The 14,568-nt window shown below is 38.5% G+C and carries 12 protein-coding genes; all 12 read left to right on the forward strand.

Features of this window, described 5'->3' with window-relative positions; translation table 11 throughout:
* Positions 1–56: 56 nt before the first annotated feature.
* The 12 genes from ACTB0Y_RS12325 (at position 57) to ACTB0Y_RS12380 (ending at position 14,566) form a co-directional block, all read left to right on the forward strand.
* On the forward strand, positions 57–1,301 hold the full coding sequence (locus ACTB0Y_RS12325) for a DUF1302 family protein (protein WP_463207129.1): 1,245 nt from the start codon (positions 57–59) through the stop codon (positions 1,299–1,301).
* A 27-nt stretch (positions 1,302–1,328) separates the two neighbouring features.
* Complete coding sequence (locus tag ACTB0Y_RS12330; protein ID WP_463207130.1) at positions 1,329–1,769, forward strand: DUF2147 domain-containing protein; 441 nt, start codon at positions 1,329–1,331, stop codon at positions 1,767–1,769.
* Positions 1,770–1,787: 18 nt separating this feature from the next.
* A complete protein-coding gene (locus tag ACTB0Y_RS12335; RefSeq protein ID WP_463207131.1) occupies positions 1,788–2,177 on the forward strand; it encodes a TetR/AcrR family transcriptional regulator in 390 nt (129 codons plus the stop codon).
* A 164-nt stretch (positions 2,178–2,341) separates the two neighbouring features.
* Complete coding sequence (locus tag ACTB0Y_RS12340) at positions 2,342–3,424, forward strand: sensor histidine kinase (protein ID WP_463207132.1); 1,083 nt, start codon at positions 2,342–2,344, stop codon at positions 3,422–3,424.
* A 2-nt stretch (positions 3,425–3,426) separates the two neighbouring features.
* On the forward strand, positions 3,427–4,188 hold the full coding sequence (locus tag ACTB0Y_RS12345; RefSeq protein ID WP_463207133.1) for a LytR/AlgR family response regulator transcription factor: 762 nt from the start codon (positions 3,427–3,429) through the stop codon (positions 4,186–4,188).
* A gap of 138 nt (positions 4,189–4,326) precedes the next feature.
* Positions 4,327–5,106: a polyphosphate polymerase domain-containing protein gene (locus ACTB0Y_RS12350; RefSeq protein WP_463207134.1), complete on the forward strand. Its 780-nt coding sequence runs from the start codon at positions 4,327–4,329 to the stop codon at positions 5,104–5,106.
* Positions 5,078–5,779, forward strand: coding sequence for a DUF4956 domain-containing protein (locus ACTB0Y_RS12355; protein WP_463207135.1), 702 nt, complete (start codon positions 5,078–5,080; stop codon positions 5,777–5,779). Before ACTB0Y_RS12350 ends, ACTB0Y_RS12355 begins: the two co-directional genes overlap by 29 nt.
* A gap of 18 nt (positions 5,780–5,797) precedes the next feature.
* Positions 5,798–6,373, forward strand: coding sequence for a hypothetical protein (locus ACTB0Y_RS12360; protein ID WP_463207136.1), 576 nt, complete (start codon positions 5,798–5,800; stop codon positions 6,371–6,373).
* 63 nt (positions 6,374–6,436) lie between these two features.
* On the forward strand, positions 6,437–8,704 hold the full coding sequence (locus tag ACTB0Y_RS12365; protein ID WP_463207137.1) for a CotH kinase family protein: 2,268 nt from the start codon (positions 6,437–6,439) through the stop codon (positions 8,702–8,704).
* Positions 8,701–9,345 (forward strand): DUF2490 domain-containing protein, encoded by a 645-nt coding sequence (locus ACTB0Y_RS12370; protein ID WP_463207138.1) that lies wholly within the window; start codon positions 8,701–8,703, stop codon positions 9,343–9,345. The genes ACTB0Y_RS12365 and ACTB0Y_RS12370 overlap by 4 nt, the downstream gene beginning before the upstream one ends.
* A gap of 179 nt (positions 9,346–9,524) precedes the next feature.
* Positions 9,525–10,817: an MFS transporter gene (locus ACTB0Y_RS12375; protein WP_463207139.1), complete on the forward strand. Its 1,293-nt coding sequence runs from the start codon at positions 9,525–9,527 to the stop codon at positions 10,815–10,817.
* A 20-nt stretch (positions 10,818–10,837) separates the two neighbouring features.
* Complete coding sequence (locus ACTB0Y_RS12380; RefSeq protein ID WP_463207140.1) at positions 10,838–14,566, forward strand: nitrate reductase subunit alpha; 3,729 nt, start codon at positions 10,838–10,840, stop codon at positions 14,564–14,566.
* The last annotated feature ends 2 nt before the right edge of the window (positions 14,567–14,568 follow it).

The following is a 14,568-nucleotide window of genomic DNA, read 5'->3' on the forward strand; positions in this document are numbered from 1 at the left end:
GGAAAAAAATTCAGGAACTCAAACCGTCAAAAGCTAACAACTAAAAAATAAAAGAAATGAGAAACTTGAAAATCATATTCAGCACTGCAGCAATACTATTGTTTACACTGCCGGCATTTACTCAAAACATTGATATAAACGGTTATGCACGCAATTACATAGGAGTATTGACCGACAATGGCGACTTTTCAATTTTACAAAACACACTCGACCTCAATTTCGAACGCAGAGGCGACAAATCGTTGCTCAAGGCCAACCCAATGCTCTATTCTTATGGAACAGACAGCCTTGATTTCCGCTTACGTGAATTGTACCTTGATTTGTATTTTAAAAAATTCGACCTGCGCATAGGAAAACAACAGGTTGTATGGGGCAAAGCCGATGGTGTATTTATTACCGATATTGTTTCGCCATTGGACCTCAGTGAATTCCTGTTGCCCGATTTCCGTGAAATCAGGCAGGGTGTAACAGCAGCCAAGCTTAACTATTATATCGGCACCGATATTGTTGAATTGATATGGATTCCGCAGCTTACCGCAACTCAAATGCCGCCAGGCAAATCAATCTGGTACCAGTCGCCTGATTTTCCCGCACCTGCCACCTTCGATTGGTCGCAATCGGAAATTGAGCCTACGCTGGAAAATAGTGAGTTTTTTGCCAAATACTCGGCGCTTACCTCAAAAATCGATTTTGAAATTATGGGCGGTTACACCTGGGATGATAACCCGGCCATGCACATCGAAAAGGAATTTGACATGTCTTCCGGTCAGCCGGTGCTTACGGGACTTAACATTACACCGGAACATCACCGGTTAACTGTTGGCGGCGGATCGTTCAGCACAGAAATTGCCGGCATCATATTCCGGGGTGAAGGAGCCTATTATCATGGTAAATATTTCAACACAACCGACCCAACCCAAACTGACGCATTGGTGAAAAAAGATTATGTACACTACCTGGCCGGCATGGATTTTATTATTGCAGACATTAACTTTAGTACACAGTTTATTCAGGAAGCAATTATTGACTACAATGCCGATATTGAACAAGATGAACTGGATAACACCATGACATTTTTGGCAAAGTATGACCTGCTGCACGAAACATTACATCTGGAACTTTTCACTTATTTAGGATTAAACAATGAAGATGCACTCCTCAGACCCAAAGTTACATACGATTTTGAAGATGGGTTCAGCATTCTGGCAGGCGCCAATATTTTTACAGGCAATAAAGACGGCCGGTTTGGCCAGTATAGAGATAACACAATGGTTTATACCAAAATTAAGTACAATTTCTAAATCAAAAAGCAGTTAATCGAAATTTTTATGAAGACAATGAAAATGTATCATATCACCATCTTTCTTGTGGTTATTTTGCTATTGACTATTTCTGCACTAAAAGCACAACATGGAGATATTATCCTGGGTAATTACCTTATGCCAAATGGTTTGGAGGTTAAAATTTTTAAAATAGATAACAAATATCATGGAAAAATTGTGGCTCTATATGATTTTGCCAATGGAGAAATTTATGATGTTGAAAACCCGGATGAATCGAAACGGAAGGAGCGGTTAGTGGGTAAAGTAATTATCTGGAATCTGGTATACGATGAGCAAAAAAATAGGTGGATTGAAGGTCGAATGTATGGCCCCGACAAAGGCATTACCGTAGACCTGGAAATACTGCAGGTCAATAAAAACACCATTTTAATAGAAGGCTCTAAATATTTTTTCAGCAAAGAGATGGAATGGAAAAGATTAAATTGAACAAGAAATATTTGAAAAATGAAAAAGGAAGAGAATATAAAAAAATCGGCATTTAGTTGTTTCATTTTGAATGGATACAAAGGCACCACAATTGATGAAATAGCAAAAGGAGCAGGGGTGAATAAAGCGTCTGTGCATTATTATTTGCGAGATAAAGAAACTTTGTATTTTTTGCTATTAGAAGAGATTAGCAATGAATTAGTTCAGCCTGTAAATATTTCTTCTGGGAAACTACTTTTTTTATTGCACGAAATACGGAGCAATAAGAACATGCTGCTAAGGACTTTGGAAAATATCAAACAATTGCCATGGGAAATGTTGATAACTCAGGAATTAAAGAAGGCACCTTCTTCATTATTTGTTGAGCTCGTAAAAGAGCATAAAGATTCAAATCAACAAGAGGGTTGATTCCATGGAATCCTAAGTTAATTAACCGGAATTAATATTTTTTTACATTTTAGCTATAGAATACTACAACTGGCGCAAATAAAATAGCATTTCAGCATCATAGGTCTTAACTGTGATATTTTTAGACTTATTTTTGCATTAACATGGTAATACAACACAGAGATATGCATTATTCAACAAATGATATACCCACAGAGCGTTTTATTAGTCGACTGCCTTCGTATGCGCCTACATCAATCCTATTTAGGTTTGTTTTTGTGAGTCTGATTGCAGTGCTTTCACTTAAATTGATTTTGATAACACTCACAAATGGAACACCTGTTCCCCGGCTAATAGACTTCGTTGTTGTGGTTGTTGCATTTAATATTCTGAGTGAATTGAACATTATATTCGACAATATTTTAGAAAGGTTTCTTCCAATCCCCCAGTATATACGCCATCGGTTAATGGTGCAGTTATTTGTTAGTTTGGGCTTGGTTGTGCTGGTGCATCAAGGAACAGTTAATATACTAAATTATAAAGCAGATGGACAACTTCATATGGTATATGTCAGCATTGCCACAGGTTTGGTTTTTGTAACGCTGGCATCAAGTAGTCTTTTAATAATAAGGCTCATGGAAAAATGGCATCATGTGCAGAAACAAGTTGAACTTATGAAGCAGGAGAAGCTCAGAATGGATTACAATACGCTGCAAGATCAGCTTAATCCGCATTTTATGTTTAATAATTTAAGTGTGCTTACCTCTCTGATTATTTATGACAAGGAAAAAGCTGTCAACTTTACACAAAATTTCACCGATGTATACCGGTATGTATTAAAAAGTCGTGATTTACACACTGTTTCATTAAAACAGGAATTAGAGTTTATTAAGAGCTATATTACCTTGCATCAGGAACGATTGGGCAAGGGATTACGTGTTAATATTAACGTTCCTGCTGAATTTTTTGTAACGGAGGTAGCACCTCTAGCTTTGCAACTTATTGTGGAAAATGCGTTGAAGCATAATATTGTAACAGCTGCTATGCCGTTACATATTGATATTTATATCCGGGAGAGAAATCTATATGTACGCAATAATGTACAAAAAAAGCAAAGTAGTTACTCAACCCATACAGGGCTTAAGAATTTATGCGACAGATATAAGATGCTTTCTGACAATGAGGTTAGTGTTGTAGAAAGTGAAAAGTATTTTGAAGTTAGTATTCCTTTATTGAAAGGAAATGACAAAATTCTAAAAGAAGCTTAATTATGCGTGTACTTATTGTAGAAGATGAAATACACAATGGCAGACTATTGCAGGGTATGATTGCTGAATTGCGTCCAACCTGGGAAATTGAAACTGTACTGGAGTCTGTGAAAGAAACTGTGGACCGGCTAAAGAATCATATCGAACCAGATCTAATCTTTATGGACATTCAGCTGAATGATGGAATTTGTTTCTCCATTTTTGAACAGGTGAAAGTTGAAAGTATGGTTATTTTCACAACAGCCTACGACGAATATGCCATTCAATCTTTTCAGGTCAACAGCATTGATTATTTGCTTAAGCCTGTAAAACAAGAACGATTAATAGAGAGTATTGATAAATTCGAGCACTTGTATAGACAGATAAAACAGGCCGATTTGCCAGATTATAAGCAACTTGTTGATTTGATAATGTCACCTGGAAAATATCGTAAGCGTTTTATGGTAGGCAATGGCAAGTCAATGATAAAACTGGAAGTGGAAAAGATTGCTTGTTTTATTACAGAGAACCATAATACGTTTGCTATAAATTTTAATAATGAAGAATATCTTCTGGATGCTACACTCGAAAAACTTGAAAAGGAAATAGATCCTGATATGTTTTATAGAAGCAGCAGAAGTTCAATTATTAATATAAACGCAGTTTTTAAGGTAGAAAATAACTTAGGTGGAAAATTAAAAGTTACACTTTCACCTCCAATTAATCGAACGGTGAAAATTAGCCGATTAAGAGCAGCTGCTTTTAAGGGCTGGGTTGATAAATAATATAAGACCAAATTAAAAATGAAAAGTACAATGGATGTGCAGGGGAGAGGTATATCCTATTGTGAAACAAAAAGCAAAGGGTTAATAAATTGAATATTAGAAGGTTATTGTTGTTTTGTAACATAAATCCCATAAACCATGCAATACTTAATTAAAAATACGCAAAACGACCTCACTGCTGATTTAATCTCTTTCAGTAGTGTGAGTTTGCAAGATATTGAGCAGGCTCAATTAATGAAACGTATTGATCATAAGTTTTTACTTAATAAGGCACAATTAAATGAAATTATACCTGAACTATACCATGATTTCTATGTGTTGACTATCAATCAGGTAAGTAATCATAATTATGTGTCAACCTATTTCGATACTTACGATTTGAGTATGTATTTTGCCCATCATAATCAGCGTGCCAATCGTTTCAAGATCAGACAACGCATCTATAATACTTCAGGCGATACTTTTTTGGAAATAAAACACAAAAATAATAAAGGCGTTACCCAAAAAATAAGGGTGCATCTGCCTGAAAAAATCGAAAATATACCTTACCACTACTTTGAATTTGTATCGAACAACTCAATTTATCACCCTATGGGATTGCGGCCGGTAATGGATAGTAGTTTTTTTCGGTTTACGCTAGTGAACAAGCAAATGAATCAGAGAGTTACAATTGATACTGACTTAGCATTTGTTAGTGGTAGAGAAGAGATACTCCTGCCGGAACTTGTAGTGGCTGAGGTGAAATCTGCAAAAAGTGATATTGATAAAACCATATTCGAAGTGCTTCGAAAGCAAGGTATTAAGCCTACTGGGATGAGTAAATATGGTGTTGGAATGGCTATGCTTAATCCTACTCTAAAGCAGAATTTATTTAAACAAAAAATTAACCATGTTAAAAATCTATGCTATGCTTGCTGAAATCAATACACAATTAATTAGTCTTCCTCTATGGAATGGTGCAGATTTAGGCATCTTTACTGTAAGATTGATCATGCACTTATTAGTGCTTTTTATCATCGTGAGGTATCTATATTACAGTAAAACTAAACGTCGCGACTATCTTTTCACATATTTTTTAATCAGTACTGTAATTTTTCTGTTAAGCTACATGCTCGAAAGTGTTAAACTTGAGTTGGGTATGGCGTTGGGCCTTTTTGCTGTTTTCGGTATAATTCGGTATCGAACCATGCAAATTCCTATTAAAGAAATGACTTATCTGTTTATAGTTATTGGGGTAGCAGTAATTAACGCATTGGCAAATAATGGGGTTTCAATGGCAGAACTGGTGGCCACTAATTTTGTAATTATTCTTATTACCTGGTCTTTGGAGCAACTGTGGCGTATTCCACATGTGAGTAGTAAGGTTGTGCAATATGATAAAATTGACCTAATTGTGCCTTCAAGAAGCCAGGAGCTAAAAGATGATCTCCGAAATAGACTGGGACTCGATATTTTTAGAGTTGAAGTGGGTAAAGTGGATTTCTTAAAAGATACAGCCAAGTTGGTAGTTTATTACAAAATTTCAGACCCGAATAATACTAATATGGCTGATGATATAGAGAGTTATACTGTAATTCAACAAGACAATTAATTAGCTTAAATAGAGGAAATGAAACGAATTTTCATACTGTTTTTTATAATTTTTATGGGGTTTTGTGTATTTGCGCAAAACGAACCTGACCGCCGGGATTTTAAGTTTTATCAACGCATAAGCGGGGGGTATATCTTTGGTGGTCAGGTTTATAATCAAGATTTTGAGTATAATCCTGGTGTTGAAATTCAGGGTGTTTATGGCTTAAAACTTAGTAAACGTGTAAGCGTCGGGGTTGGAACTGGCATTACAGTGCTCGAAGATGAGCAATTCTTACCGGTTTTTGCCGAAGTGAATGGGCTCACCAGCAAAAAGAACAATCCTGCCGCTTTATCCATGCAAGTAGGTTATGCTCATGGGTGGTATAGTGGCTACGATGATGTGGAGGGACTTGAATTTCGGGGCGGAATATATTTTGATGCTGGCCTGGGTAAGCAACTATTGGTGTCTGAAAATATCAGTGTTTTGTTTCGTGTTTCTTACAGGCATCAGTTTGCTCAAATGCAGTTTGAAACTTTCAATAACCCTGATTATAGAGAGGCTGTGCATTATGATATGCTTGTGCTTTCTTTAGGTATTGTCAATTTTAATTGACACTATTTTCTTGATATGGAAGTAAATATCAAATCAATTATAAACTAAATGCAAATTCCTGAAATGCAATATATATTTAACGCTTTTTGGTTTAGAATAATTATCAGTGGCTTTGCTCTTACGGTTAGTATATTTGATTCAAACGCACAGTCTTTGGTGATTAATGAAGTAATGTTTTCTAATCATTCTACCATTGAGGATGAAGATGGCGATACCCCAGACTGGGTAGAACTTTATAATTTAAGAAATGATCCATTAAATCTTCGCGGATACCAATTAACAGACGATACAACTGAGACCTCTCATTGGTCATTTCCTGATTATACTATGTTGCCCGGGGAGTATTTGGTTGTTTTTCTTTCAGATAAAAATCGGATCAGTGGTGCTGAATTACATTGCGATTTTAAGCTGAGTATTATGGAGGAACAGCTTTTCTTGTTAACTCCTGATAATGAAATCATAGATTTTACAAGTATCAGGTGTGTGCCAACAAATAAATCGCTTGGATGCCAGCCCGACGGTGCGAAAGACAACAGGCAGGTGTTGATGCCAACACCGGGCACGTCAAACAATGATGCTGAGGTTTTTGCAATAAATTTTTTGCCTGACTCATTGATGTACAATCTTGCAGGGGGATTTTACGATCAGGCAATTGAGGTAGAGTTTTCAAATTTATACAACCAAAATGAAATTCGCTACACGCTCGATGGTGACGAACCAGATATGAATGAATCCGTTTATTCGGGCAAAATAATTCTGCATGACAGAACTCCTGAGAATTTAAGATTTGCCAATCAGGTTGAAGATGACTATGATGTTGGAGATGCTATCTCAAAAGCCCAGGTGGTTAGGGCCCAGGTTTTTTCTGAAGGCTGCCCGGCTTCCCGGGTTTTTAGTCAGACCTATTTTATTGGGCGCCATTTTCAGGGCGCTTATGATGTACCTGTCGTGGCATTAATTACAGACGAAAACAATTTATTCGATCCTGAAGAAGGAATTTATGTGGAAGGGGCGCATCAAAATTTCAACCGTCGTGGTAAAGCCTGGGAGCGCGATGTACATGTTGAGGTATATGATAGTGCTGGAATAAAAGTTATAGACCAGGCCGCAGGAGCTCGTGTTCATGGAAACGGGAGCAGGTCAAGACCACAAAAGTCATTTCGCCTTTATGCCAGATCGGAATACGGGCAGCCATGGTTTAATTATCCTTTATTGAGTCAGAAGCCACAAATACAGAGATATAAGCGTTTACTTTTACGCTCTACAAAAGATTGGGGCAATACGCTTGTCAAAGATGAATTAACCCATTCCCTTATTAAGCCTATGAATACAGATTACACAGCAACAGAAACGTGTGTGGTTTTTCTCAATGGCGAATACTGGGGTATTTATGGATTAAAAGAACGGCAAGATGAATATTATACGGCCTCAAATTACAATGTTGATATACAGCCAATTAATATAATTGCTTATGCGGGTTCAGGGGCAATAACCGATGAGGGTGAATTTGACCATTATCAACAACTTGTTAGCTGGTTGGAGACGGTTGATCACAAATCATCGGGTTTTTATAGCGAAGCTGCAAGAAGAATTGATTTGGAGGCGCTCATCGATTATTATGCTGCGGAACTATATTTTGCCAATACAGATTTTCCTGAGAACAACTTACGGTTATGGCGGTGGGAAACTGACAGCTCACGCTGGCGTTATTTTTTCTACGATTGTGATGCCTGTATGTTGCGACCAAATTACGACCATTTGGGAGAATACAGTCATGATAATGAATCCTTTAATAATTACAAGCCATTTGCTTCGCATATTTTAAGGCACATGCTTCAGAATGGTACTTTTGCTGCGAATTTTAAGGCTGCAATAATACGGCACCTTAATAGCACATTTGCCACGGAAAGAGTGCTTAAAACAATTGAGGAATATGAAGAGAAATATGCACCCTTAGTGCCGGAGCATTGCTATAGGTGGGGGACCCCAACTGATTATGGCAAATGGCAAAAAAACATGGTTGATTTAAAATCTTTTGCTATGCAAAGACCCGTAGCTTTGAAATCCCAAATCAATAATTATTTGGGCAATCCTCTTGAGATTTCTCCGAATCCATCTGCTGGGTCCTTTAAGTTAAAAGCAGAATGGACACAGGGAACGCTAAGGGTTACCATTAGAGACTTGTATGGTAGGTTGATGTACCAATCGGCTTATCCTTCAGCTGAATCTGGTATTGAATTGTCCCCGGGGCTTAACTCGGGTTTTTATATTATTAGTGTAAGTGCAGAAGGAATGACATTTTCACAAAAACTAATTGTTATGAAACCATGAAGCCTGGAGTTTTTATACTAATACTTTTAATATTTCATGGGTTTTATGTCCATGGACAGGAATTACGCGGTGAGTTAGGGGTAGGCACTGATATTCCTAAACTGAAAAGCGATGCAGAAATGCAAATCAGACGTTTATCTTTTGAAGATAAGGACTATTCGCTACTTGGACAATTTAAAATTGAATATGAAGCCGCCGACTGGTTAAATGTCGGGATTTCATACCGATATAAAGCTACTGGTGAATCAGACAGCTATGATGGTAATCATATAGACTACAATAATAAAAATCGTTACACTTTTGATTTACAATATAAGTCTGACCGATTTGATAACGACATAAAGCTAAAAAACCGTTTAAGGTATCAGGTTAATGTAGATGCAGGAGGCGACAAGGTTACTTATTTAAGAAACAGGCTGAAACTTGATTATAAATTAACAAACCTGTACCGACCCTATATGGCTGCAGAGGTTTATTATAATACAGATGAACAGATAATTAAAAATCTAAGATTATACCTTGGAAGTGAGTTTGAACTGGGGAATCATTCTATAGAGCTTTATTACATTGTAGAGGCTGATATTGAAGACAATGTAGAATTATCTTACATTCTTGGTTTGGCTTATAAATTTGATATTTGAAAATATACTATCAGAGTTTTATTAAGGCTGTATAATAATTAACTCTATACGCTTTTAAGATATTAATATATTAAAATATAAGTATCGTAAAAGAGAACGAAAAAATTGTATTTTAGTTTATAACTTCATAGATTTACAAAGCATTAACAAACTTGTGAAACTTAAACTGAAATAGTAATATGCAAATTATAAAAACTAAAGGTAATCCGCAAAAAGGGTTGTTGGGTACCACATTGGGTTTTTTCTTCGGCTTTGCCGCTGTTTCGCTTTATGGCCCTACTGCATCAAACTTTAAAGAAGCAATGAACCTGTCGCCCGAATTGCTGGGGCTGTTGGTTGCTATTCCTGCACTATCAGGTTCTCTGCTCAGAATACCCTTTGGGGCTTGGGTAGAAACCACAGGCGGCAAGAAACCTTTTATGATTTTACTTTTATTGGGCTTAATCGGTTTAGGAGGTATAACAACCATTTTAATAACTTCGTACCCCGATGGAATGCTGGGTATGTATCCGCTCGTGTTGGTTTTCGGATTTTTAAGTGGATGCGGTATTGCAACTTTCTCTGTAGGAATTGGCCAAACTTCCTACTGGTTTCCGGTAAAAAAACAAGGTTCAGCATTAGGAACTTTTGCGGGGGTAGGAAACCTTGCTCCGGGCATTTTTTCACTGCTTCTCCCCCTTTTTCTATCTTATTATGGTTTTATATTAGCCTATTTTGCCTGGTTTTTATTTTTGCTCCTGGGAACTGTTCTTTATGGGATAATAGGTGTAAATGCATATTTTTTTCAGTATCGCAAAATGGGCATGTCAAATGAAGAAGCAAAAGAAAAAGCCCGCCGCGATGGACAGGAAATATTTCCTACCAGTGGAGTTAAAGATAGTTTGATTAATTCAGCCAAAATAAAAAATACGTGGGCATTGGTAGCCCTTTATTTTACCACATTTGGTGGATTTATTGCACTTACTGCATGGTTCCCGGTATATTGGAGCGAATTTCAGGACTTTTCAATCGTTAAAGCAGGAGTTTTTACGGCTATCTTTTCCATCCTGGCCTCTGCCATTCGGGTGCCCGGTGGGTATCTTGCCGATAAGATTGGAGGCGAAAAAGTAGCATTGTTTTCCATGGCAGCAATTTTAATTTCAGCCATAGCGCTCTCTTTTGCTAATACTATTTTAGTAAGTATTCTGGTTGTATTAGTTCTGGCACTGGGGATGGGAATTGCCAATGCAGCAGTATTTAAGCTGGTTCCATTATATGTTCCCAAAGCGGTTGGCGGCGCTGCCGGCTGGGTTGGCGGACTGGGTGCTTTTGGTGGCTTTGCCATACCACCGATTATGGGTGCTATTGCCGGAAACTACGGCGAAATCGGATACGCAAGAGGTTTTATCGTTTTTGTGGTTCTATCTGCAATTAACATTCTGATAATACGTGTTTTAATGAATAGAAGAAAAAATAGCCCGGTAAATCAATAAAAAAATAAGGAGAATCGATTATGGGTTTGCTAAATAAAATCATATACTTCAGCAGAGATGTTGAAAAAAGTACGGATAAACATACCGTCACCACCAATGAAGGCAGGAAGTGGGAGAATTTATACCGTAATCGCTGGCAGCACGACAAAGTTGTCCGTTCCACACATGGTGTAAACTGCACAGGCTCCTGCTCATGGAAAATATTTGTTAAAAATGGCCTGGTAACGTGGGAAATACAGCAAACCGATTATCCTGAGACCCGCCCCGGTTTGCCCAATCATGAACCCAGAGGGTGTCCGCGTGGTGCTAGTTATTCGTGGTATTTGTACAGCTCGAACCGCATAAAATACCCCATGATACGTGCTTCGCTTGTAAGCGCTTATCGAGAAGCTAAAAAGCAATTGAAAGACCCTGTTAAAACCTGGGAATCGTTAATGGCTGATGATGATTTCTCAAAAAAATATAAAGCGGAACGTGGCCTGGGAGGAATGATTCGTGCAGAATGGAACGAAGTAAATGAAATTATTGCTGCTGCAAATATTTATACCATAAAAAAATATGGCCCCGACCGTTTGGTTGGTTTTACACCAATTCCTGCCATGTCGATGGTTTCCTATGCATCGGGTGCAAGGTATTTAAGTCTGCTGGGCGGCACAATGCTCAGCTTTTATGATTTTTATTGCGATTTACCGCCGGCATCGCCACAAACATGGGGCGAACAAACCGATGTACCTGAAAGTGCCGACTGGTACAACGCTTCATTCCTTATGCTTTGGGGTTCTAATGTGCCGGTAACCCGAACTCCCGATGCCCCGTTTTTGACACAGGTTCGCTACAAAGGAACAAAAGTTATCAATATTTCGCCCGATTATAATGATGCCGCAAAATTCGCCGATTTGTGGATGAAACCAAAACAGGGAACCGACGCTGCACTGGGAATGGCCATGGGACATGTTATTTTAAAAGAGTTTTATCTTAATCAACAAACCTCCTATTTTTATAATTACGCCTTAAAATATACCGATTTACCTTTCCTCGTTAAGTTAGAAAAAAAAGGAGAACACTACGTTCCCGGCAAGGTAGTCAGGGCCTCTGACCTGAAAAACAATTTAAATAGTGAAAAAAATGCAGAATGGAAACCGGTACTTTTAGATGAAGGAAACAACAATTTTTGCATTCCCAATGGCACAATTGGTTCACGTTGGGACGAATCAAAGAAATGGAATCTTAACTTAACGGATACTGTAACCGGCAAAGAAATTAAACCTAGAATGTCTGTTTTTGATAACAACGATGATATTATTGAGGTTGCATTTCCATATTTTGGTGGGGAAACATACAAACATGAACATTTTAATGCCAGCCAACATCAGGATATAATTTTACGAAAGATGCCGGTGAGAAAATCAAAGGAAAATGATTTTACCTACTGCACCGTATTCGATTTAATGGTTGCGAATTACGGCGTATCCAGGGGTTTTGATGATGCTAATGCAGCGGATGAATATAGTGATGATTTGCCTTATACGCCCAAATGGCAGGAAGAAATTACAGGAGTGCCTGCTGAGCAAATTATTACTACTGCGCGGCAGTTTGCCGACAATGCCGCCAAAACAGAAGGAAAATCCATGATTATTATCGGTGCAGGAGTAAATCACTGGTTTCATACCGATATGATTTACCGAAGTGCGATAAATATGCTCATGTTATGCGGTTGCGTTGGCCAGTCAGGCGGAGGCTGGTCACATTATGTCGGTCAGGAAAAAATAAGGCCGCAAACCGGTTGGCTTCCTTTAGCTTTTGGCCTGGATTGGAGCCGCCCGCCCCGGCAGATGAATACTACTTCTTTCTTCTATATGCACACAAACCAGTGGCGGTATGAGAAGGTAGACTTATCTGAGCTGGTTTCACCTTTGGCTGACAAAGAAGAATGGAGCAAAAAATCCATGATTGACTGCAATGTGAAAGCCGAGCGAATGGGATGGTTGCCATCGAGCCCGCAATTGAGCGAAAACCCCCTGAAGCTGGCAAAAAATGCCGAAAAAGAAGGAAAAACCGTTGAAAATTATTTACTCGAAAAACTTAAAACAAATGAAGTAACCATCGCATCGGAAGATCCGGACAATCCAAAAAATTTCCCTCGCAATATGTTTGTTTGGCGGTCTAACTTATTAGGTTCGAGTGCCAAGGGTATGGAGTATTTTATGAAAAATCTTCTTGGAGCACAAAACAGCGTTTTTGGAGACGATTTAAAAGCACAGCAAAAACAGCTTCCAAAAGAAGTAAAATGGCACGATAATGCTCCCGAAGGAAAACTGGATTTACTGGTCACCCTGGATTACCGAATGTCTACAACAGCATTACATTCCGACATTATTTTACCTGCTGCAACCTGGTACGAGAAAAATGATTTGAGCACATCGGATATGCATCCCTTTATTCACCCCTTCTCTAAAGCTGTTGATCCGGCATGGGAGTCGCGCTCCGACTGGGAAACTTTTAAAGGAATTGCCAAGAGTTTATCAGGGCTTTCAACAAATCATTTAGGAAAAGAGAAAGACGTTGTATTATTACCGTTACAGCATGATTCGCCCATGGAAATTTCGGAAACTGCAAATGCAGAAGACTGGAAAGAAACGGGCCGGGAGTTAAAACCGGGAAAGAACATGTCGAAAATTATTGAGGTTACCCGTAATTATCCCGAAACGTATCAGCGATATACAACATTAGGGCCCCTGATGGAGAAAATTGGAAACGGTGCGAAAGGTATCAGTTGGGAAACCGGTTCAGAAATTGAATTTTTAAAGAAATTAATTCATACCTCTGAAAATAAAGGAGAAACAAACGGATTGGCAAAAATTGAAAGCGATATTGATGCGTCTGAAGTGATTTTAACCCTGGCTCCCGAAACCAATGGGCAAGTTGCGGTTAAGGCCTGGGAAGCCCTGGGAAAAACAACCGGATTAAACCATTTGCATTTGGCTGAAGGAAGAAAAGAAGAAAAAATCCGGTATAAAGACCTTCTAAGTCAACCCCGCAAGATTATCACATCACCCATCTGGAGTGGAATCGACTCCGAAGAAGTATCTTACAATGCAGGGTACACCAACGTACACGAGTTAATTCCCTGGAGAACACTTACCGGCCGGCAGACTACTTATCAGGATCACCCCTGGATGATTGCATTTGGCGAAGGAATGGTTTGTTATAAACCACCTATAAATACTAAATCTATTCAACAGGTTTTGGGGAAGATGGATAATGATGAGAGTTCCATGATTATCAATATGATGACCCCGCACAACAAATGGACCATCCACTCATCATGGTCGGATAACCTGCTGATGCTGACCTTGGGCCGTGGTGGCCCGGTAGCGTGGATGAGTGAAGATGATGCGAAAAAAATTAACCTTCAGGATAACGACTGGGTTGAAATATTTAACAGCAATGGGGCAACCGTTGCCCGGCTTATTGTCTCGCAAAGAATTCCCCGGGGTGCTTTAATCGTATATCATAACCAAGAGCGTACCGTAAATATGCCAATCAATCAAATTAACGGAAATCGTGGCGGAGTGCATAATTCTGTTGAACGATTAAGCATTAAGCCCACCCACATGATTGGCGGTTATGCACAGTTGAGTTACGGGTTTAACTATTATGGAACCATCGGTTCTAACCGCGATGAATTTGTAATTATCCGGAAATTAAAGAAAGTTGAATGGAAAGATGAACCATCCGACAAAAAGTAAAT

Source organism: Salinivirga sp., assembly GCF_055145285.1.